This is a genomic window from Rhizobacter terrae, from assembly GCF_003852895.1.
GTDB lineage: Bacteria > Pseudomonadota > Gammaproteobacteria > Burkholderiales > Burkholderiaceae_C > Albitalea > Albitalea terrae.
In genome coordinates this window covers 1092284-1114688 of the sequence record NZ_QUSW01000001.1, presented here as the reverse complement: position 1 = coordinate 1114688, position 22405 = coordinate 1092284, and the positions used below count along the sequence as shown (strand labels likewise).

The following is a 22405-nucleotide window of genomic DNA, read 5'->3' as shown; positions in this document are numbered from 1 at the left end:
CATGACTGCCGAGATCGCCGCCACGCCCCTGACCGACAGCGAGTACCACGAGAAGACCTCGGCCGTGCTCGCCAGCGTGGAGCAGGCGGTGGACCGTTACCTGCAAGACGATGTGGTCGACATCGATGCCCACCGCACTGGCGGCCTGCTGGAGCTGGGCTTTCCCAATGGCAGCAAGATCGTGCTGAACACCCAGCCGCCGCTGCATGAACTGTGGATGGCAGCACGCTCGGGCGGCTACCACTACAAGTTCTCCAACGGCCGCTGGCTTGATCGCGAAGGCCGCGAGTTCTTTGAAGCCCTGTCGGCCAGCGCCAGCGAGCAAGCGGGCGTGGCCGTGAAGTTCGCGCCGCCCGCCTGAAGACGGACGGCGGCTGAGCGAGGGGCTCAGCGCTTGAACAGGTCGAGGATGCTCTTGCGCTCTTCCTCGGTCGGCGTGGCCGGTAGCTTGTCCTCCAGGCCCACGCTGGTCACACCCGTGCCGTGGGTGTATTCCTCGTAATACCACTCGCCGCCGATGTTCACCACGCCTTCGGGCGCCGGCGGTTCCTGGATGGGCACGCTCTTGAGCGCGTAGCGCATGTAGTCCACCCAGATGGGCAGCGCGAGGCCGCCGCCGGTTTCGCGGTCGCCCAGCTTGCGCGGCGTGTCGTAGCCGATCCAGACGATGGCCACGAGGCTGGGCTGGTAGCCCGCGAACCAGGCGTCCATCGAGTCGTTGGTCGTGCCGGTCTTGCCGTACACGTCGGGCCGCTTGAGCTTGTCCTGCGTGCCCGCGGCGGTGCCCGAGCGGGTCACTTCCTGCAACAGGCTGGTCATCACGAAAGCGTTGCGTGCGTCCAGCGTGCGCATGGACTCGTCCAGCGGCGGCGGCTTCACTTCACTGAGCACGCGACCCTTGTGGTCGGTGAGCTTGCTGATGAGGAAGGGGTTGGTCCGGTAGCCGCCGTTGGCGAACACCGAATAGGCGCTGGCCATCTGCAGTGGCGTGACTGAGCCCGCGCCAAGCGCCATCGTGAGGTAGGCCGGATGCTTTTCCGCCTCGAAGCCAAAGCGCGTCGCCCACTCCTGGGCATACGCCGGGCCGATGCTCTTGAGGATGCGGATCGACACCATGTTCTTGGACTTCTTCAGACCGGTGCGCAGCGTCATCGGACCTTCGAACTTGCCGTCGTAGTTCTTGGGCTCCCAGGGCTGGCTGCCGGTGGTGCCGGCGTCGAAAAAGAGCGGGGCGTCGTTGACCATCGTGGCGGGCGTGAAGCCCTTTTCCAGCGAAGCCGAGTAGATGAAGGGCTTGAAGCTGGAGCCCGGTTGCCGCCACGCCTGCGTCACGTGGTTGAACTTGTTCTTGGCGTAGTCGAAGCCGCCCACCATGGCGTGCACGGCCCCGGTGCGCGGGTCCATGGAGACGAAGGCGCCCTCCACCTCGGGCAACTGGGTGATGAACCAGTCGTTCTTCGGGCCGCCGCGGACCAGGCGGATCACCGCGCCAGGGCGGATCTGGGTCTTCGGGTTGGCCTTTTCGGACAGGCCTGAGGTCGCGGGCTTCAGTCCATCGCCGGTGATGGTGACCGACTCGCCGCTTTGCAATACCGCCACCACCTTTTTCGGACCGGCCTCCACGGCCACCGCCGCCTTGATCTCGTCGTTGTCCGGGTGATCGACCAGCGCCTCGGCGATGCGCACGTCCAGCTCCTTGCTGTTGCCGGGCAGGTCGATGTAGGCCTCCGGACCGCGGTACACCTGCCGGCGCTCGTAGTCCATGATGCCCTTGCGCAGCGCCCGGTAGGCCACCATCTGCTCGCCGGAGTCGATGGTGAGGTAGACGTTCAGGCCGCGGGTGTAGGCCTCTTCGCCGTACTGGCTGAAGATGAGCTGGCGGGCCGCCTCGGCGACATATTCCGCATGCACCGGCACGTCCGCCGGCGCGCGGTAGCGCAACTGCTGCTTGCGTGCCTCGTCATGCTGCTCCGCGGTGATGAAGCCGTTCTCCAGCATGCGGTCGATGATGTAGGCCTGACGCTTGTTCGCCCGCGCCGGGTTCACGATCGGGTTGTAGGCCGAGGGCGCCTTGGGCAGTCCGGCCAGCATGGCGGCCTCGGCGATGGTGATGTCCTTCAGCGGCTTGCCGAAGTAGATGTCGGCCGCCGCCGAGAAGCCGTATGCGCGCTGACCCAGATAGATCTGGTTCATGTAGACCTCGAGGATCTGAGGCTTGGTCAGCTGGCTCTCGATCTTCAGCGCCAGCAGGATCTCGTAGATCTTGCGGGTGAAGGTCTTCTCGGTGGAGAGATAGAAATTGCGTGCCACCTGCATGGTGATGGTGGATGCGCCCTGGCTGCGCGCCTCGCCGAACTGGGCGAATGCCGCGCGCACCACGCCCTTGTAGTCCACGCCGCTGTGCTCGTAGAAGCGCGAGTCTTCGATGGCCAGCACGGCTTGCTGCATCACCTTCGGGATCTCGGCGATGGGCGTGAAGTTGCGCCGCTCCTCGCCGTACTCGCCCACCATGACGCCGTCGGCCGCGAAGATGCGCATGGGCAGCTTGGGCCGGTAGTCGGTGAGGCTCGCCGTTTCCGGCAGGTTCGGGTAGGCCACCGACAAGGCAATGGCCACGACCATGAGGATGGAGACGATGCCGGCCAGGGCCAGTCCGAACAACCAGGTCAGGGTGCGTGCGACGAATTGGCCCCAGGGCGGCAGAGACGAGAAAACCTTGGGACGCGGGCGTTGGGCTTCTTGCTCGGACGAGCTCATGGGACTCCAGAGGTGGCTCGAAGAATTATAGGAAGGGTGTTACAGCTCAATCGGGCCGAGCGTGATTTGGTTGGCAACCAAGCGTGAGCCGCGCCCAAATCTTCTCAGGGTTGACCCGAAATCGGGCCCGGATTCGTTACGAACACGTGCTGGTTTAGCAACGGGAACGAGGTTCCGGAAACGGAAATTTCGTTGTGGGGCAAAGGGTTTACTGCTAGCATTGAAGTAACTTATTAACAGTCCAATGCACCTGTTCATGCGTTGGGAGAGGGCGCTGTGAGCTTTCTGGACACCTTGTTGGGCCGCAAACATCCCCCGATGATCGGGCTGGACGTCAGCTCGTCCAGCGTGAAGTTGGTGGAGCTGTCGCAAGACGCCTCGGGCGAGTACGTGCTGGAGCGGTTTGCCGCCGAAAGCTTCGAAAAAGGCTGGATCCAGGACGGCCAGATCGAGAAGTTTGACGAGGTGGCCGACGCCGTCAAGCGCGTGGTCTCCAAGAGCGGCACCAAGACCAAGAACGTGGTCATGGCCATGCCGCAGTCCGCGGTCATCACCAAGAAGATCGTGCTTCCCGCCGGCCTGCGCGAGGAAGAGCTTGAGCTGCAGGTCGAATCCGAAGCCAACCAATACATCCCGTTCTCGCTGGACGAGGTGAGTCTTGACTTCTGTGTGATCGGGCCGAGTCCCACCTCGGTGGGCGACGTCGAGGTGCTGATCGCTGCCTCGCGCAAGGACCGGGTGCAGGACCGCCAGGGCTTGGCGGAAGCTGCGGGCCTCAAGCCCATGGTGCTGGACATCGAATCGCATGCTTCTCGCCTGGCCATGAGTCGTGTCGTCGCCACCTTGCCTAACGAAGGCCGTGACGCACTGGTGGCGTTGTTCGAGATTGGTGCCGACACCACCAGCCTCAAGGTGCTGCGCGATGACGAAATGCTCTACGACCGCGACCAGGCCTTCGGCGGCTCGCAGCTCACGCAACTGATTTCCCGGCAGTACGGTTTCTCCTTCGAGGAGGCTGAGCAGAAGAAGCTCGCCGCCGACCTGCCCGACGACTACGAGACTTCCATCCTGGCGCCCTTCGTCGACAGCCTTTCGCAGGAAATCGGCCGGGCGCTGCAGTACTTCTTCACCAGCACGCCGCACCACAAGGTCCACTACGTGATGTTGGCGGGCGGCACGGCCACGCTGCCGGGCCTCAAGGACCGGGTCACGGAGCTGACCGGATTTGCATCGATGGTGGTCAACCCGTTCGACAACATGAAGCTCGGAAGCGCCGTGCGCGAGAGCAAGCTGCGCCGTGAAGCCCCGTCGTACCTGACGGCCTGCGGTCTGGCGATGCGGAGGTTCCTGCAGTGATCCTCATCAACCTTCTCCCGCACCGGGAGGAAAGGCGCAAGCGTCGCAAGGCGGCCTACTTCATCGGCCTGGGGGCGGCAGCGGGCGTTGGCCTGGCGGTCGTCGGCATCTGGTACCTCGTCTTGCAGCAGATGACTTCTTCGCAGCAGGAGCGCAACGCGTTCCTCAATGCGGAGATCAAGAAGCTGGAAGTGCAGATCAAGGACATCGCGACCTTGAAGGCAGAAATCGAGTCCCTGAAGGCGCGCCAGAAGGCGGTAGAAGATCTCCAGATCGATCGCAATGTGCCGGTGTATGTGCTGAACGAACTCGTGAAGCAGACTCCGGAAGGGGTGTACTTCACGTCGATCAAGCAAGACGGGCAGACCTTGTCGGTGAATGGCATTGCGCAGACCAATGAGCGCGTGTCTGAATTTCTGCGAAATACAGCCAACACGTCCGAGTGGTTGGTCAAGCCGGAGTTGCTGGAGATCAAAGCGTCCAGCACGGCTTCTGGTAAAGACCAGAAGCGTTTATTCGACTTCGGCGTGAAGTTGACCATCAAGCGTCCGCAGGACAAGGCGGCCACGGAATTGTTGGCGCCCGCCAAGCCAGCCAGCGGCCCGATGGTTGCTGCGTCGGCCAGCAAGGCCTGAGGTTGACGACATGGCTACCAAAAACGTGAACGTCGATCTCAACTCGGTCTTCGAAGGGGCCGTCTCACAATTTCGCGGGCTGAACCCGAATGAGCCTGGCCAATGGCCGGTCCTCCCGAAGTTGTTCACCTGGAGCTTGCTGGCTGTCGCCGTGGTCGTGGTGGGCTGGTTCCTGCTGCTTTCCAGCGCCAACGATGATCTCGAAGCTGAGCGAGGCAAGGAACCGACGCTGAAGACCGACTACCGGGCCAAGTTGTCCCAGGCGGTGAATCTGCCGGAACTGCGCAAGCAGAAGCTTCAAGTCGAGGAATACGTCACCCAGTTGGAAAAGCAGTTGCCCGGCAAGGCGGAAATGGATGCGCTGTTGTCGGACATCAATACCGCCGGCCTGGGACGCGGCCTTCAATTCGAACTGTTCAAGCCGGGTCAGGTGGTGGTGAAAGACTACTACGCTGAACTTCCAATCTCGATCAAGGTGACCGGACGCTATCACGACATTGGAGCCTTTGCCGCTGACGTATCGAATCTCTCGCGCATCGTGACCCTGCACAACATGAGCATCGTGGCGGGCAAGGATCAGTCTTCACCTTTGACGATGGAAGCGACCGCGCGCACTTACCGTTACCTGGACCAGTCCGAGATCGAATCGGTCCGCAAGGCCAACGACAAGAGCAAGCCGGGGGCGAAATGAGCATGAAGATCGCTCTGACTGGTTTGTCTGCATACTTGCTTGTGGTGGGTCTGGCGGCATGCAGTGGCGAGCAGGATGAACTGACGCAATGGATGGAGCAGCAAAAGCGCGAAGTCAAGCCGAGCGTGCTTCCGCTGACTCCTCCGAAGAAGTTCGACCCGCAGCCGTACACCGCCCTCACTGGCGTGGATCCGTTCAGCGCGCAGAAGCTGACGGTGGCCCTCAAGCAAGAGGCGCGGCAACCGAACTCCATGCTGGCGGCGGAAATCAACCGGCGCAAGGAACCGCTGGAGGCTTATCCGCTTGACAGCATGGCCATGGTGGGCAGCGTGGCCAAGAAGGGCCAGCCCTATGCCTTGCTGAAAGTCGACAACCTTCTGTACCAGGTCAAGGTGGGGGACTACCTCGGCCAGAACTACGGAAAGATCACCAAGATCACCGAAACCGACATTTCTCTGAGAGAGATCGTTCAGGATGCGGCCGGCGAATGGATTGAGCGTTCCAGCTCACTCCAGCTCCAGGAGAAATCGCGATGAAGAGCATGCAGGAGACAGGAATGATGGGCAATTGGCGGGCTCGAATGCTGGCGCTCGCGGTGTGCTTGGGCGCGACGGTCTCGGCGTTGGCACAGAATGCCATTCAGTCGATCAACAGCAGCCAGCAGGCTGGCTCGGAGGTCGTGCGGGTTGAACTGGCGCAGCCTCTGTCGGCCTTGCCGAACGGCTTCTCGGTGCAGACGCCGCCGCGAGTGGCCATCGACCTGCCTGGTGTGACCAATGCGCTGGGCAAGTCCAGCGTGGACATCAACCAGGGCAACCTGCGTTCTGTCAACGTGGCGCAATCGGGTGAACGGACTCGCCTGGTGCTGAACCTGAAGCAGGCTGCCAACTACCAGCTTCAATTGCAAGGCAAGGTGCTGCTGGTGGTGCTGGATGCGCCGACGACGGCAGCGACACCTGCGAGTACCGCGACCGGCGAATCGGTTCATTTTGCAGAGAGTCTCAACCGAAACCCCGTGGCCCTGCGTGACATCGACTTCCGTCGTGGCCCGGATGGTGCTGGCCGCGTGGTTGTGGATCTGCCCAACAACCAGGTCGGCGTGGACATCCGTCAGCAAGGCCAAAGCCTGGTCGTGGAATTCCTGCGTTCAACCCTGCCGGACAGCTTGCGTCGCCGCCTGGACGTGACCGACTTCGGAACACCCGTGCAAACGGTGACTGCCATGCAAAGTGGCGACCGTGTTCGCCTCGTGGTTGATCCGCGTGGTGCCTGGGAACACAGTGCCTACCAGAGCGACAACCAGTTCGTGCTGGAAGTGCGTCCGCAGAAGATCGATCCCAACAAGTTGACGCAGGGACCCGGCTACTCCGGCGAAAAGCTGTCGCTCAATTTCCAGAACATCGAAGTTCGCGCCCTGCTTCAGGTGATTGCCGACTTCACCAACTTCAACGTGGTGACCAGCGACACCGTGACCGGCAACGTGACCTTGCGTCTGAAGGACGTGCCCTGGGACCAGGCGCTGGACATCATCCTCCAGGCCAAGGGGCTTGGCCTGCGCAAGTCGGGCAACGTGATCTGGATTGCGCCGAAGGACGAACTGGCAGCGAAGGAAAAGGTTGACCTTGAAGCCAAGGCACAGATTCTTGCGCTGGAGCCGGTGCGGACTCAGTCGTTCCAGCTGAACTACACCAAGGCCGAAGACGTTGCCAAGGGGTTGACTGGCCAATCCACGGCAACGGGTACTGCGAGTCGCATCCTGTCGCCGCGTGGCAGTGTGATCTATGAAACGCGGACGAACCAGCTCTTCGTGAGCGACATTCCGTCCAAGCTGGAAGAGATCCAGGCCATGATCGCCAAGATCGACATTCCGGTTCGCCAAGTGTTGATTGAAGCTCGGATCGTGATTGCAGATGACAAGTTTGGCCGCTCCCTGGGTGTGAAGCTTGGTGGTGCCGATCTGCGTGGTGTCCGTGGCGGTACCCCTGGCTACAGCGTGGGCGGGGACAACCGTGTGACAGTGGGTGGGAACATGAATGCCATCGGTGCACAGACAGGCCAGACCACGGCGACCTCTGTACCGTTCAACGACACGCAGTTCGTGAATCTGCCGGCGGTGGGTCAGAATAATTTTGATGCCGCCACGTTTGCACTCTCCCTTTTTGGTGCGTCATCGAATCGATTCCTGAACCTGGAGATTTCCGCTCTGGAAGCGGACGGCAAGGGCAAGGTCGTCTCTAGCCCCCGGGTGATCACGGCTGACCAGGTCAAGGCGTTGATCGAGCAGGGTGAAGAATTGCCCTACCAAACAGCAACGTCCAGCGGCGCGACCGCACTTCAGTTCCGCAAGGCCAATCTCAAGCTTGAAGTCACGCCGCAGATCACTCCGGAAGGCAACGTGATTCTCGATGTCGATGTGACCAAGGACAGCGTGGGCCGCGTGACGGCTGCAGGCTTCGCCATCGACACGAAGCATGTCAAGACGCAAGTGCTGGTGGAGAACGGTGGCACGGTGGTGATCGGTGGCATCTTCGAGCAGACCGATCGTGAAGACATCACCAAGGTGCCGGTGCTCGGTGACATCCCCTACCTTGGCAACCTGTTCAAGAACAAGGCCAAGACGTCCAACAAGACGGAACTGCTGATCTTCATTACGCCCAAGGTCGTGACGGATCGCTCGGCAGCGCGTTGAGCGTTGCGTGTAGCATCTGAAAAGGCAGCATCTTGAGAGTGGAAACAATGATTAAGTCAAAGTGGTTCGGTGCAGTGGCGGTGGTTCTCGCACTGATCGGATGCGGCGGTGGCGGTAGCGACGCCGGCACGGCGCCATTCGGTGGTGGAACTACTCCCACCCCAACAACGACAGTGGCCGACTTGAACGTGTCACTGAGTAAGACCAGTTTGCAGGACAGCGGCGGCGATTCTTTGACTGTGACAGTGACCGCCGTTGATGCGTCACGTGTAGCCGTGCCTAATGCGGCAGTGTCGATCGGGGCGGACAACGGTGCGGTGGTCGTGGCAGCCAGCACGTCAACAGATACATCGGGCAAGGTCACTGCCACTGTTGGGACCGGCGCAGACAAATCCAATCGTACTGTGACGGTGACCGTGACGAGTGGAACGATCACCAAGACCATCAGCTTTACCGTGATTGGCGCCAAGCTGAGCGCGGCAGCCTCGCCTGACATCATCGCACCGGGGGCGACTGGCAAGATCACTTACACCCTGAAGGACTCGACTGATACGGCAATTGCGGGAACGACCATCATCGTGTCTGCGTCCGGTTCCAGCACGACTGGTACGACCGACAGCAACGGTGAATACGTCTACAACTACACGGCTCCGGCCGCCGCAGGCATTTTGAATGCGACGGCGATTGCAGCAGGGGTCACTCTTGACAAATCGATCAATGTGCAAGCTGGTGGAACCACACCGTTGCCATCGGCCATTGTCACTTCCGCTTCGATTTCTGTGGATCCCAGCGTTGTTCCGATCAACAGTGGAACCTCCACCAATCGCGCCAATATCCGTGCATTGTTCCTGGGAGCCAACAACGCGCCAATTCAATACATCCGCGTTCGATTCGACTTGGCTGGCGATCCCAATTCGATTGGGGGGACGCTCTCCACGGACACCACACTGATTCCCAGTGACGAGAACGGCTTGGCCGTGTCGGCTTACAGTCCGGGTTCCCGCTCGAGCCCTACCAACGGCGTCACCATCCGCGCATGCTGGGACTACAACGATTTTGCCGTTGGAACCTGTCCGAACTCGGTTACCAAGACCCTAACTGTCACTTCCGAGGCTCTTGCGGTATCGATCGGTTTTGACGCCACGATCACCGAAGGCAATGGTGGTCTGACCTACGTCAAGAAGTTCGTTGTGACTGTTGCCGATGCAGCAGGCCAAGCCAAATCGGATGTTCAGGTCACGCCGTCGATCGACTTGGTGAACTACATCAAGGGGTCATACCAAAACCCGGGCGCCTGGGTTCTGAAGCCCGGTAGTGGCCAAATGTGTGCCAACGAGGACATCAACCGAAATGGGGTTCTGGAAGCGACCGAGGACTTCAACGGCAACGGTCAACTCGATCCGAGAAAATCAGATGTCTTGGTCAGTGTGGTTGGCTCGTCGAAGACCAACAGCAGTGGCATCGTCATACTGCAAATTGAGTATCCCAAGAATGTTGCCACTTGGATTCAGTACAAGCTGTCGGTGACCGCTGGCGGCGTGTCCGGCACTGAAGGTCGAGCCAGCCTCACAAAGATTCTGACTGCAGATGCGTCTTCATTCACAGCGACGGAGGCTCCCGCCTTCGTGGTCAGCCCGTATGGCACGGGAACCGGAGCGCCGACCACCTACACCCCGCCGGGAGGTACGGCGATCACGGTGTGTACTGATCCTAACTGAGTGACAGCGGCTTCGAACAAGCTGTCACTGATCGCGCTGGTTGGCATGCCCGGCGGTGGTAAATCCACCGTCGGGCGCCAGCTTTCCAGGCGGCTGGAAATGCCATTTGTGGACTCCGATGCTGTCATCGAGGCCCGAATCGGGACGAGCATCCGCCAGTACTTCGACGAGCATGGCGAAGCGGCCTTCCGCGACATCGAAGAGTCCGTCATCGACGAACTGACTCAGCGACCTTCGGGTGTGATCGCCACGGGCGGCGGCGTGGTATTGCGCGAGGCCAACCGGGCACATCTCAAGAATCGCTGTTCGGTGATCTACCTGCGCTCGTCTCCCGAGGAGCTGTATCGGCGTCTTCGGCATGACACGCAACGCCCGCTGTTGCAGGTGGCGGATCCGTTGGGCAGATTGCGTGATCTTCATCAGCAACGGCACCCGCTGTACGAGTCGACCGCAGACTACGTGATCGAGACCGGGCGGCCCTCCGTGCCGGCGCTCGTGAACATGATCCTCATGCAGCTTGAACTGGCGGGTATCTCGCCACCGCCGCAGTCTTCGCACTGATCCTGCGTTGACGGCAGGCTGGAACCGCCCGGCTAAACTCCTGCCATGTCCTCCAGCATCCAGAAGGTGGCGATCGACCTTGGCGATCGCAGTTACGACATCCTCATCGGCCGTGGCCTGATCGGTGCCAGCGAGCATTTCCAAAGGCTTGGATTCAAGGGCCACGCCCTGATCGTCACCAACGAGACGGTGGCACCTCTGTATGCACAGGCCTTGCGGCAGACCCTTGAAGCAGTGCATCGGCGTGTCGACATGGTCGTGCTGCCCGACGGCGAAGCCTTCAAGCAGTGGGACACCCTGAACCTGATCTTCAACGCGCTGCTCGAGCGCGCCTGTGACCGCAAGACGGTGCTCTATGCGTTGGGCGGTGGTGTCGTCGGCGACATGACAGGATTCGCTGCAGCCTCCTACATGCGCGGCGTGGACTACGTTCAGGTCCCGACCACCTTGCTGGCGCAGGTGGACTCGTCGGTGGGAGGCAAGACGGCCATCAACCATCCGATGGGAAAGAACATGATCGGTGCGTTTTACCAGCCGCGGCTGGTGGTGGCCGACCTGGCGACGCTGGACACCTTGCCTCAACGTGAGTTGTCCGCAGGCCTGGCCGAAGTGATCAAGTATGGTCCGATTGCCGATGCTGCTTTCCTGGACTGGGTGGAAGCCCATGTGGATGCGCTGATGCAGCGGGATGAATCGGCACTGGCCTATGCCGTCAAGCGTTCATGCGAGCTGAAGGCGCAGGTGGTGGGCAAGGACGAGCGGGAGTCCGGCCTTCGTGCCATTCTCAACTTTGGGCATACCTTCGGCCACGCCATCGAGGCGGGCATGGGCTACGGCGCATGGCTGCATGGGGAGGCTGTGGGCACGGGCATGCTCATGGCCACGGACTTGTCCATGCGCCTCGGCCTTGTCGATGCATCGCTGGCTCGCCGCATCGAACAAGTCGTCGCCAGGGCAGGGTTGCCGCTGAAAGGCCCGGACTTGCCGGCCGCCCGCTACCTGGACCTCATGCGCGTGGACAAGAAAGCCGAGGCCGGAGAAATCCGTTTCGTGCTGCTCGACGGCGCGGGACGGGCCGTGATGAAATCCGCGCCCGATGCACTGGTAGCAGAGGTCATCGAGAGCAGGACGGCACGCTGAGACCGAGACCGCGGGATGCTTGCCCCCTATGCCTGCTCCGCCGGATCCAGCCGTGGGCGCCGATTTCCGGAAAACCCAGCCCCGACGCGAGACGATTTTCAGCGTGATCGCGATCGCATCGTTCACAGCACGGCGTTCCGCCGGCTCGTCTACAAGACCCAGGTCTTCCTCAACCATGAGGGTGACCTCTTCCGGACGCGACTGACGCACTCGATCGAAGTTGCGCAAGTGGCGCGTTCGATCGCTCGCCGCCTGCAGCTCAACGAAGACCTGGTCGAGGCGCTTGCCCTGGCCCATGACGTCGGCCACACGCCGTTCGGACACGCCGGGCAGGATGCACTGCATGCCAGCATGAGGGCCGTCGAGCCCGGCACTGCAGGCTTCGAGCACAACTTCCAGAGCCTGCGGGCCGTGGACCGGCTCGAAGAGCGCTACGCTGCTCACGACGGACTGAACCTGTGCTTTGAAACCCGCGAGGGCATCCTCAAGCATTGCGCGCGTCGCAATGCGCAGTGGCTGGAAGCTCGGGAACCGGGGGGCATTGGGCGCCGGTTCCTCGATCGCACTCAACCGAGCCTTGAGGCACAGCTGTGCAATCTCGCAGACGAAATCGCCTACAACGCCCATGACGTGGACGACGGTGTGCGCTCCGGCTTGATCAGCTTCGACGAAGTTTGCGACGTGCCGCTGGTCCGGCGCTTCAAGGAAGAAGCGCTGCGTGAGCATCCCGATCTTCAGGGCCGCCGGCTGCTGTTCGAGACGATCCGCCGGATGCTCAGCAACCAGATCTATGACGTGATCGATTCGTCGTCGACGCTGCTGAATCAGCATCGACCGGAAACGGTAGATGACGTACGCCGCTGCGCGCCGCTCATCGCGAGAAGCGCCGAGATGGAATCGCGCCACCACGAACTCAAGGGCTTCCTGCGCGAGCACCTGTACCGGCATCCTCAAGTGGTGAAGACCACCGATCAAGCGCGTACGGTCGTGTCAGACCTGTTTGGCATCTACGTGAATGATCCCGCGCAGATGCCCAGGGACTATGCGCAGCAGCCTCGCATGTTGCGCGCCGTGGCGGACTACATCGCGGGCATGACGGATCGATTCGCGCTGCGCGAACACGAGCGCCTGACGGGAAGGAAAACGTTCCAATCCTGATCGGCGTGCTATTCCTGCGTCAGCAGGATTTCCACGTGCCGCACGCTGGCGACGGCCACGCCCTGGCGCATCGCGGGTGTCAGCCGGGTGGCGCAGACCTGGCGTGCGATGGCCTGGTGCAGTACGGGTCGCGGCGGCTCCATGGCCTGCACGGTGCACTTCTCGGCGCGGCCCTTGTCGGACACCAGCACTTCCACCCGCAAGCTGCGCACGCCATTGCGCACGAGCATGTCGGCATCGAGCGCCCAGTCCGGCGTGGGCATCGCAGGCTGATCCACCTCCGACACATCGAAATATCGGCGGGCAGGACCACCCTCGGCGCCTGCTCCTTGGAGCGAGGCCTTGTCATCACTTGTCGTCACGGATGAAGAACTGGTGGCCGCCGAAGATCGCGCCGAGTCTTCCGCACCCGGGTCAGGAAGGATGGCGGGAGACGAAGGCTCCACGTAGCGCACCAGCAGGGCCTGATGCCCGTCTACTGAATGGTCCGCGCCGTTGCTGTCGAACGAATAGCCCAGCATCCATACGGCGCCGACATGGACGGCGACTGCTCCTGCGCTGGCCCAGATCACTGGAAGACCTCCGATCTTCACGACGAGAATCAGCCCCGCTTCGGCGGGCGCTCGCCGATTACTTCCAACAAGCCGCCAACGCCGCGGCATCCGTGGCGTAGGACGAACTGTATGAATCGATCGACTTGCGACCCAGGTTGTCGATGCCGAAGTTCCCGCACTTGTCGGTGGCCATGGTGCCCGAACGGGTGGCCTTGACCACGTAGGTGTTCGCGGCAAGGCTCGCCGACGGTAGCGTGATGGTGTAGTTCGTGCCGGAACCGCTCTTGGGCGACTTGCTGAACCGTGCCGCAAACAAGGCGCCGTCGGTCACGGCCACCCCGGCCGTGTTCTGGTCGTACCGGTAGTTTTCGGCGAAGAAGCGCTCCATGTATTGCGAGGCCTCCATCAGGATGGCCTGCGCCTCCGCCCGTTTGCTGCGGGCGATGTATTCCGTGTACGCCGGATAAGCGATGCGCGCGAGAAGCGCAATGATGGCCACTGTGATCATCATCTCGATGAGCGTGAAGCCCCCAGACCGTTGCCCTTTTGGGGGCCTACCGAACACGGGCCGGCCGAGGGGCGTTGCACCTGATAAGTGGTTCTTGCTCATGGTCATGCTCAACGAGTCTTCAGGCCGGGAATTTCACGCCAGAAGATCCGGCCCGTGTCCGTGGCGGTGGAGAAGCGCTTGCCCTTGTCCGAAGCACCCTCGACGGCCGTGCAATTCAGCGCGCCGCTGGCGCAGCCAGCCTGCGTGCTGCCCTTGCCGACCAGGTCCTTGGCGATGCGCACCTTCTGGTCATTGATCGAGGTCGTGGCCAGGTTGACGACGGTCGGTACGCCAGCGATGGTGACCGTGGTCGTGCCCAGCAACGAGCTTGGCAGGCCGGTGATCGGATCCATGGCATTCAACCGCGCGATCGGATTGTCAAAGCAGGGATCGGTGGCCGTGCCGGTGTGCGCCAACGGGGGAGACACGGTCACGGTCAGCAATTGGCTGTTGGTGATGGTCAGGTTGCTCAACGACATCTCCGAACTCACCGGCAGGTAGACCTTCCAGCCCAGCTTGGTGGACCAGTCGATCGCGCTGCCAGTGATGTAGCGGCTCGTCGTGTCCGTGCCCACGTTGTTCAGCGTGCGCGCCTCCAGTGTTGCCACGCGAGGCAGCGACGTGGCCACAACCGCCGCAGACATCGAGGCAAAGGTGGTCTTGTCCCAGACGCCGAAGATGCCGTTGGTGCGGGTGGTGTTCGGGAAGTCACCGGAGTTCACCGCCATGCCGGTGGCCACGTTGATCATCACACCGCCCATCGGATGGAAGCGGACTTCGGGCGCGCCGGTGATGGGCAGCCGGTTGGCGCTGGCGTCCGTCGCGATGAACAGCGGATTACCGTAGTAGGCCACCTTCCAGTTGACGGAGTCAGCGTCGCTGACATCGAACTTCCAGACATTGCCCTTGATGTCGCCAGCGTAGATGTAGTCGGCCACGCCGTCGTTGTTGGTGTCGACCCAGATCGGTGTCGACAACCCGTTGTCGGTGCTGGTCGAGTCGGCCACGAGCTTCTTGTAGACGCCGCCGTTGCTGGCGCTTCCGGCCGGGCCTTCGGCGAACATGATGAACAGCGCCGCATGGCCGGTCGCGCTGCCCACGCCATTGCCGAACAGGGCGGCCCAGCGGCCGTTGTTCAGGCGGACGATCTGGCCGGCCTGGTTGTTGAATCGGCTGGTGGTGGGCTCAGACACGATGTAGCCCAGGTCGCTGTCGGAGTTCGCCGTGAACTGCCACTTGAAGATGTCGCTCGCATGGGCTTCATCCAGCTGGTTGCCCGTGATGCTGCCGTCGCTGGCCACGACGGTACCGGCGTTGGTCACATCCAGCGCGAACAATCCCTTGCCGCCGCGGCCAAGGCTGGAGAAGAGGTAGGTCTTCCAGGTCGAACTCACCTTCAGGTCACCGACGAAGGGCGAGCCGTCGACGAAGGACTGGACCTTGGCGCCCTGGGAATTCGCCCAGTCCGGCAAGGTGGAGGCGTTGTCCACTGCGTTGGTCACCGAGTCGGGCGTGAAGAACGGTTCGGGCACGTAGGACATGATGGGTGCGCCCCCACCCGCTGCATTGCGGGCGTCGAATGCATGCAGCATGCCGTCGCCGGCGCCCACCCAGATCACCGGACGCCGGTTCTTCCAGGTGGTCACGAAGGTGTCGTAGCCACTGAAGGCCGAGCTGAAGAACTTGCCGCTCGGGACGCCCTCCACGACCGGGTTGGAGTTCACGATCGGGCCCATGATCGAACTGGCCGCACGTTTGCGGAACAGCGAGACCTCGGTCTTGTCGCCCCGCAGCCAGTTCAGCAGCTTCTGGCCGTAGGTGTCGTCGCCGCTGCCCTTGATGAGACCCTGCTTGGTGGTGCCGATGTCGGCCCAGCGGAACTTGATGCCGGTGGTGCCGTCATTGGTGATGATGTTGCGGCTGTCGGCGGACATCGCCGTCAGCTGCGCATGGGCTTCCCACTTCGGCACGGAGTCGAAGTCGCCGGTGGACAGCAGCGGGAAGGCGCGCAGTGCTCCGCTGGCGTCGCCCGGATCGAAGGTCGCCACGTACTTCAGGTCATTCGTGCGCAACTGGCTGGATGCGATGGCCGGTGCCGTGTTCGAGGAGTTGGTGATGTCCTCGAGGATGGCATTCAGCGAGGTTTCCAGTTTCTCCGGACTGCGGGCCACGAAGTAGTTGTCAGGCTCGCCGTCGTAGCAGTTGACGCCCGTGCTGCCACCGCAGGCCTGGTCGTCGTTGCGCTTGGTGTCCCAGGACTGGCGGTTGCTGTCGGTCGGATACGCGTCGCTGTAGGCGGTCTTGCTGGTGTCGTACTTGAAGCCGCCGTACTTGGAGATGTACCACAGCGGTTCACGGATCAGCGCGTTCGAGCCGCCGACGGCCTTGTAGGTCTTGTAGGTCTCGCCGCGCGTGGTCTTTCCATTGACCACCGAGCACAGCTTGCCGTTGCTGCCGGGGGACGGATCGCACACGCCGCCGCTGGTGTCCGTGTCGTTGGCGCCTTGCAGCACGCCGGCCGAGTAGCCCACGGTACCGGAGGCATCGTTCGGGCCCATCGGCGCCAGGTTGATGCCGCTGTGGAAGTGCACACCGTCACTGGCGGAATCATCCAGGTTCTTCGTGCCGACGATGGTGTAGCCGAAGGCGTAGGCAGCGCCCGAGCCGGTGTCCGACTCGAGGGCCTGGGTGTAGATGCGGATCTGCGGCCCGGCGAGCACTTCATAACGAAGCACGCCCAGCATGTCCTGGTCCTGGTCTTCGCCGAGCATCGAGTGTTGCCACAGGACCAGGGCCGACCCGGACTTGCCATCCGCCGAGCGGCTGAGGATCTTGAAGTCCACCATGTTGCCCGGCAGGTAGTTGCCGGAGATCTTGTCGCGACCGGCGGGCGTGATGTAGACGAATTTGCCGGTGTCGATGGGCACGGCGATGGTGGCCACGCCGCCAGACATGGACACGCCATAGCTGCGTACACGCAAGGCGTTGTTCGGCCAGTCTGTGGGGTGCGCGGTGCTTGCGTCGAAGTCGTTGCGGATCCGGTTGGTGTTGGCTTGGTACGCCACGCCCGCACCCAGGTAGGTGCCACGGAAATTCGGACCGTCGGCGCAGATGCCCTTGACCTTGCTCAGGTCGCTGATGGTCTTGGCCGTGCACAACAGGTCAGGACCGGCATCGCCGTTTTCTCCGACCAGGCGGCTGGTACCAGTCACACCTTCGAGGTCCCCCAGTTTCTTCACGATGCCTTCGACGGTGGCTGAGCCGACATTCAGGTCGGTGAAGCGCGAACCGTAGTCGTCGTCGTCGAAGCTGTTGGCGCCGCTGGTCACCGCCAGCATGTTCAGCGGGCGGCAGATCGGATTGCCGTACAGCGCGCTGCGGGTGGATGTGCCGATCGCCGGGTTGCTGACCATCGGATCGACACGCGTCGCTGCAGTCAGGCCCACCGCAGCGTCATAGCCGCTGCCTGACGACGTGTAGGCGTCCTTGTTGGCGAAGTAGCGCATGGTCTCCAGCACCAGTTCGCCGACGGGGTTGCCCCAGGAAGGGCAAGTGCCGTTGACGATCTTGTCCGAGAAGCGCTTGTCGGTCGGGCATGAGGTGGTGCTGTAGTTGCCGCTGCCCACGTCGTAGTCATAGAGCGTGATCTCGTTGAGCGACTTGATGATGCCTGTGGTGGACGTGAAGCGGCCGGTGCTGGCCTCGATCTCGTCGTTCATCTGGCCCATGTTCTTGCGCAGCACCCCGCCCTTGAGGTTGTTGTCGTAGGAGCCCATCATCAGGCCGAACTCGGCACGGGCCGCCTCGACGCCGGAGTTCTTGCTCTCGCCGAAGTCCTGCAGCAGGCCGATGGGCTTCCACTTGGGGCTGGCAGAGGTGTTGTAGTTCTTGCACTTTTCGTTGCCCAGCAACGCCGTGCTCGCACAGACCTGCACACGAGCCACGAAGCTCGTATTCCCGGTATCCGACTTCTTCGGCGTGGTGGACAGGTGGACGTGATTGCCCGTGGCCAGGGTGCCATCCGGTGTCACGTAGTTGGCCGACAGGTAGGAGATGGTGTCGCTGCGCCAGGTGTAGGACGGTTCGCTGGAGCCGCCATCGGCCCAGTTGCAGGTGCGGACCTCCGTCATGTTCCAGAGGATCACGTTGCCCACGGCGACGCGGATCTCAGGCGTGAACGTGCCCGTGTGGGAGACACCGGAGTCTTCGGCCGGACGACGGCATGTCGTGATGCCCTTGGCCAGCGCATCCGACGTGTTGTAGGACGTGAGCTTGTTCAGGTCCGCGCCGTTGTAGTACTTCACGAATGCCTGGCTGTTGCGCGGGACGAAGCTCAATTCCAGCGTGGTGCTGTCGGCCGTGTCTTCCGAACGCATGCCGCCATAGAGCACCTTGCGCAGGATGTCGATGCGAGACATCGTGGCCCAGTTCAGGAAGTTGCCGCTCCATTCGCCGGCGCCGGGCGTGCAGTAGTACTTCACCCGCTCCACGCCATTGATCGTGGTCTTGTCCACCTGGTCAGCCAGCCGGCTGGGCTGGAAGCGATTGTTGGAGGTGCTGTAGGTGTAGCACTTGACCGGGTCGAAGTAGCCGTAATACCGGAAGTTCGGCATGAAGGTGCGATCCACCACGCCATCGAAATCGATGTCGTCGAAATCGGTGTAGGCCTTCCAGAACATCGTGAAGTCCTTGGAGGCCGACAGCATCACCATGGGCTTGTTGTCGGTGGCCAGGATGTTCGGCGGAATGGCGCTGGGCGCGGCCAGCGCTTGCAGGCTGCTTGCGACCAGTGCGAACAGGACGGCGAATTTGGAAAGGTGTCGGCTCATGAGGGGCCTCTCTGTCAATCCAGCGCAGCGCGGATGTAGGTTTGCAGGACGACTTCGGTGTTGACGTCGGCTCCGAAGCCGCGTGCAGTCACGCGAATGACGGGGTCGTCAATGCGGGCGATGTATTCAATGATGTATTCAGGCTGGCGGGCCACGCCGGAGATCTGCGGCGAGCCGGTGTACGTGCCGATGGGCACGCCGCCGGTGAAGCTGCAGGTTGCCGCGGACGTGGCGTTGTCGCCCCACTTGCCGTTGTTGGCGTCAGGCCACCAAGGCATTGGGTTCGTGCCAGAGCTGAAGACGCTGGTGGCCAGGTACTCGGCGGTCACGTAGCACTGTCCGTTGGGGCAGGTGGAGCCCCAGTACGGGGGCTTGATGGCGTCGCCCAGCGGGCGGTTTTCCATGCGATCGCATTTCGCTGTGGCGGCCTTGGACAGCATGAACAAGTCACGCTCGCCGTCGCGCAAGGCGGCTTCCGCGGCGTTGCGGGCAACCTCATAGTCGAGCTGGTTGCGGGTGACGCCTTCGCCGAGGATGGCGCGACGGATGCCGAAGCCGGCCGCCACGGTGATGACCAGCATGAACATCAGCACGATCGGCAAGGCAATGCCGGCAGCGCGACGACGGTAGGAGCGGAGTTGGGATTTCATCTCGGTCACCGGTCAGAAGGTGCCCACGGCGTTGAGGTTGTTGCGAACGGCGAACACCCGTGTGAAAACCTTGTGGAGGTACTTGTCGGTGGGCGTGATCGTCGACCCCCGGCAATTGACATAGGTTCGCTCCGAGCCGGACTTGTCTTCGAGGCGGTTGTTGTCCATCGAGCGCACCTCGATGCACACACTCACCGCGGTGACGCGCTGCCACGGATTCAATCCATCCGATGTCGTGCTCAGGGATGTCACACCGCTTGCACCGGTGGCCGGTCGAAAGGCCGTCGGTGACTGCACGCCGTTGCCGGCGCTCACGCCGTACCGGATGACCAGGTCGTCAACGCCTTGGATCATCGACTGCGGTGCAGTGGAGTCGGCGCCGTTGCCCTGGCAGGTCAGGTTGCGTGTCGAGACGGTCGAGCCATCGGGTGCCGTGTAGGTCACCAATCCCGACAGGCCGAAGCGGTTGGAGACAAATAGCGGCATGCTGGCGGCGGCCAGCGGCGTGTTGACGCTGTCGCCGGAGACGGCTTGCCGGTTGCAATCATTGGTGTTGCCCAGCAGGGAGGACGTCCCGAACTCAGGCGAAGAGAAATAACTGATGATGACCGTGTCGCCAGTCGTCGTGGTGCTGCTGCACGCATGGGTGGCCGGGTCGTACGCCTTGTCATCGCAGCCGGAAAGTCCGTAGGTGAACGCGGCATAGGTCGTCGGGTTGTAGTAGCGACCCGAATGCGCCACGTCTGACGGCGTCGTGAATTGCGCCGGGTAGAAGCCGGCCTTCTGCAACTCGCGGCCGATCATGTCCAGGGCAATCTTGCCGGTTTCGTTGATGTCCGTGTGTCCCTGGGCGGCGCGTGATGACTCCCTCGTCGCCAGGTACAGCGCGGAGGCTGCCAGCGAAATCACGATGCCGATGACAAGGCCAACCATCAGCTCGACGAGCGTCAAGCCGCGCTGCCTCGAGATCGGGCGTACCAAGCTCATGTTGTTCGAATTCATTCTCATGGCACCACCGTCATGTTTGTGCAGCGAACACCGGGCACGCCGGTCCCGCCGACGGCTCCTGACGGACAGCAGGAGCGCTGGGCGATGGCATTGGTGATCGTGGTGGCGCAGGTGGTCGCCGTGTCCAGCGTGACGCCATCGCTTTGCACGAAGCCCTTGTCGAACCACAGGACCGTGGCTTCATAACCCGTGCTGCGCGAACCAGACACCCAGATGGCTGACGAAGGCAGGCTGCGCTTCACCGAAAGCCGCCATTGCTCCAGCTGGTAGGCGGCGAGGTCACTTCCAGAGCAGTTTGCCGAGGCGGAGGAGCAATCGGTGCTGTAGCTCAAGGCGTAGCTGCCGCCCTGCTGGGTGCTGTAGTTGTCAGAGCTTTGCAGGTAGGCCGTCGCCGAAGCCGCGGGATTGCTGCGCACGCGGTCGGCGAAATCGGTGAGGGCGGCGGAGACGGTCGCGCGAGCCCACGAGCCTTGCGAATAACGCATGGACGCTGAGGTCAGCCCTGCGATTCCAAGCATGCCGATGGAGAGCACCAGCACGGCAACCATCACTTCGATCAGCGTGGCGCCGTGCTGCCGGCGCGCGCTGCGGGTCTTGTTCAAGTAGGTCTTCATGACTTGCAACTCAGCAGCTTGAGGAGAACGAACGCACCGTCGGACGGCCGGCGGCGTCAAGGCACACGATTCGCTTGTAGCTGGCGTCCAGGGTGCCGGGTGGGACGATTTCGAACTTGCCTGACGCGGTGAGATTGGCATATCCACGCGGGTCGAACATCACGATGTTCCAGCTCGCATTGGTGGGCTTCATCGTGTAGTTGTTGGATTCACCGGTGCGTTGTTGGAGGATCACGTTCGGCGAGGTGCCAGCGGTAGTGGAGGCCGCGTTGCACTGCGGATTGCGGAACACGATCCAGCCGTTGGCCTGGTAGTCACTGACCGCCGCGGTGCCTGCGCAGCTGGAGCTGTTGCTCGCGCTGGCCACGCACACGGACACGCAGCTATTCTTGGCGATGGCCAGCGAGCGGCCCTGCGACAAGGCGGCCACGAGTTCATTGCTCATGCTGGCCACCTTGTTGCGGACCACGAAAGTCCGAAGGTTGGGCGCAGCCAGTGCACCGATCACGGCCAGGATGGAGATCGTGACCAGCAACTCGATGAGCGTGAAGCCTCGCTCGGTGCGGTGTGGGGCACGTTGACGTGAAGGCATGTCGGCAGTGGAGGTTGACGGCTGGGAAAGGGTTTCGCGGTAGTCCGCTCGTGTAAATTAACCGCGTCCCTTGCCGCAACCCAGCGCCCTCAGACGAACGGTCGTTCCTGCGTGACTTGCGGAATCTTCCCGAAAGCCTTCGTGAACAAAGTCTCGAACCGCTTGTTGCATCCCTGGCGTCCATGGCGCGCCTGAGCCGGTTGGTCGTGCCCGGCGAGGCGCATCTGGTGCGACAGGCGGTCGTGGAGGGCGCACAGCCGTTCGCGCAGGATGTCGATTGCCGCGCGTTCCTGGAAAGCCTGCGCCGGGCTGCGACCGAGAAGGGTGTGGCGGTCCACGGCTATGTCTTGCTGCCCGATTCCTGGCTGATGGTGTGCGTGCCTTCAACGGCCGACGCGCTGGGCAAGCTGATGCAGGCGATGTCGCGCTGGTTCGTGACCGATTTCAACCGCCGCCATGCGCGAACAGGCTCGTTGTGGAACGGGCGCTTCACGGCGGGCCCGCTGGCGGCCGAGCATGTGCTGGATGCCGTCGTCTATGTCGAACTCGCTGCGGTGCGGCGAGGCCTGGCCTACTTGCCGGCGGAACATCCGTGGTCGAGTGCCGGGCACCACGTCCTGGGGGGGCGTGACCCGCTGCTGGCCGGGCATCAGGCGTTGTGGGCACTCGGCAATACGCCTTTCGAACGAGAAGCTGCCCATCGGCAGGTGTTGGAGCGGGGCTTGTCCGGCGCCGTCAGTCATGCGATCGAAAGCCAGCTGCTCAAAGGTTGGGGTTGGGCGTCGGCGCAGACCTTGGCCGAGTGGGCCGAGCGTGGCCGGCGCACGACGCCACTGCAGCGAGGGCGCCCCAAAAGTGTGCAATCTGCATAGTGTCCCCAATTAAATTCACAAGCGTGGGGCG

Annotated in this window: 19 protein-coding genes; 11 read left to right on the top strand and 8 right to left on the bottom strand. The window is 62.4% G+C overall.

All coding sequences use genetic code 11. From position 1 onward, the window contains the following. Position 1: 1 nt before the first annotated feature. Positions 2-361 carry an iron donor protein CyaY gene (cyaY, locus tag DZC73_RS05105; protein WP_198414780.1) on the top strand — a complete coding sequence of 120 codons (360 nt, stop codon included), beginning with the start codon at positions 2-4 and terminating at the stop codon, positions 359-361. 26 nt (positions 362-387) lie between these two features. Here the strand turns inward: cyaY and DZC73_RS05100 are convergent, their stop codons facing one another. Beyond that, positions 388-2757, bottom strand: coding sequence for a penicillin-binding protein 1A (locus DZC73_RS05100; RefSeq protein ID WP_124539080.1), 2370 nt, complete (start codon positions 2755-2757; stop codon positions 388-390). 276 nt (positions 2758-3033) lie between these two features. Between DZC73_RS05100 and DZC73_RS05095 the strand changes: the two genes are divergently transcribed. From DZC73_RS05095 to DZC73_RS05055, 9 genes are read left to right on the top strand one after another with little or no spacing between them, the layout of a single operon-like run. After that, positions 3034-4113, top strand: coding sequence for a pilus assembly protein PilM (locus DZC73_RS05095; RefSeq protein ID WP_124539079.1), 1080 nt, complete (start codon positions 3034-3036; stop codon positions 4111-4113). Beyond that, positions 4110-4748: a PilN domain-containing protein gene (locus DZC73_RS05090; protein ID WP_124539078.1), complete on the top strand. Its 639-nt coding sequence runs from the start codon at positions 4110-4112 to the stop codon at positions 4746-4748. Before DZC73_RS05095 ends, DZC73_RS05090 begins: the two co-directional genes overlap by 4 nt. Before the next feature lie 10 nt (positions 4749-4758). Next, positions 4759-5439, top strand: a complete 681-nt coding sequence (locus tag DZC73_RS05085; protein ID WP_124539077.1) for a type IV pilus inner membrane component PilO — start codon at positions 4759-4761, stop codon at positions 5437-5439. Positions 5440-5441: 2 nt separating this feature from the next. Beyond that, entirely contained in the window at positions 5442-5975 is a 534-nt protein-coding gene (locus DZC73_RS05080; RefSeq protein WP_235834985.1) for a pilus assembly protein PilP, read from the top strand. Continuing rightward, complete coding sequence (gene pilQ / locus DZC73_RS05075; protein WP_124539075.1) at positions 5972-8128, top strand: type IV pilus secretin PilQ; 2157 nt, start codon at positions 5972-5974, stop codon at positions 8126-8128. The genes DZC73_RS05080 and pilQ overlap by 4 nt, the downstream gene beginning before the upstream one ends. Positions 8129-8166: 38 nt before the next feature. After that, positions 8167-9846, top strand: coding sequence for an Ig-like domain-containing protein (locus DZC73_RS05070; RefSeq protein WP_216629186.1), 1680 nt, complete (start codon positions 8167-8169; stop codon positions 9844-9846). Continuing rightward, the gene (locus DZC73_RS05065) at positions 9847-10407 is read left to right on the top strand and encodes a shikimate kinase (protein WP_124539073.1); all 561 of its coding nucleotides are present in this window, start codon (positions 9847-9849) and stop codon (positions 10405-10407) included. Positions 10408-10452: 45 nt separating this feature from the next. Further along, entirely contained in the window at positions 10453-11547 is a 1095-nt protein-coding gene (gene aroB, locus DZC73_RS05060) for a 3-dehydroquinate synthase (protein ID WP_124539072.1), read from the top strand. 15 nt (positions 11548-11562) lie between these two features. Beyond that, the gene (locus DZC73_RS05055) at positions 11563-12705 is read left to right on the top strand and encodes a deoxyguanosinetriphosphate triphosphohydrolase (protein ID WP_124539071.1); all 1143 of its coding nucleotides are present in this window, start codon (positions 11563-11565) and stop codon (positions 12703-12705) included. An 8-nt stretch (positions 12706-12713) separates the two neighbouring features. Here DZC73_RS05055 and DZC73_RS05050 read toward each other — a convergent pair whose 3' ends face one another. The 7 genes from DZC73_RS05050 to DZC73_RS05020 form a co-directional block, all read right to left on the bottom strand. After that, positions 12714-13226: a hypothetical protein gene (locus DZC73_RS05050; RefSeq protein ID WP_124539070.1), complete on the bottom strand. Its 513-nt coding sequence runs from the start codon at positions 13224-13226 to the stop codon at positions 12714-12716. A gap of 109 nt (positions 13227-13335) precedes the next feature. Then, positions 13336-13869, bottom strand: coding sequence for a type IV pilin protein (locus DZC73_RS30425; protein ID WP_124539069.1), 534 nt, complete (start codon positions 13867-13869; stop codon positions 13336-13338). A gap of 8 nt (positions 13870-13877) precedes the next feature. Next, a complete protein-coding gene (locus DZC73_RS05040) occupies positions 13878-18638 on the bottom strand; it encodes a pilus assembly protein (protein ID WP_124539068.1) in 4761 nt (1586 codons plus the stop codon). Between the two features lie 14 nt (positions 18639-18652). Further along, positions 18653-19288, bottom strand: coding sequence for a pilus assembly PilX family protein (locus DZC73_RS05035; protein WP_124539067.1), 636 nt, complete (start codon positions 19286-19288; stop codon positions 18653-18655). A 12-nt stretch (positions 19289-19300) separates the two neighbouring features. Further along, a complete protein-coding gene (locus DZC73_RS05030) occupies positions 19301-20290 on the bottom strand; it encodes a PilW family protein (protein WP_161974458.1) in 990 nt (329 codons plus the stop codon). 2 nt (positions 20291-20292) lie between these two features. Then, on the bottom strand, positions 20293-20910 hold the full coding sequence (gene pilV, locus DZC73_RS05025) for a type IV pilus modification protein PilV (protein WP_161974457.1): 618 nt from the start codon (positions 20908-20910) through the stop codon (positions 20293-20295). 10 nt (positions 20911-20920) lie between these two features. Continuing rightward, complete coding sequence (locus DZC73_RS05020) at positions 20921-21502, bottom strand: GspH/FimT family pseudopilin (RefSeq protein ID WP_124539515.1); 582 nt, start codon at positions 21500-21502, stop codon at positions 20921-20923. 182 nt (positions 21503-21684) lie between these two features. On the opposite strand from DZC73_RS05020, the gene DZC73_RS05015 reads away from it, so the two are divergent. Continuing rightward, entirely contained in the window at positions 21685-22374 is a 690-nt protein-coding gene (locus tag DZC73_RS05015; RefSeq protein WP_124539065.1) for a transposase, read from the top strand. The last annotated feature ends 31 nt before the right edge of the window (positions 22375-22405 follow it).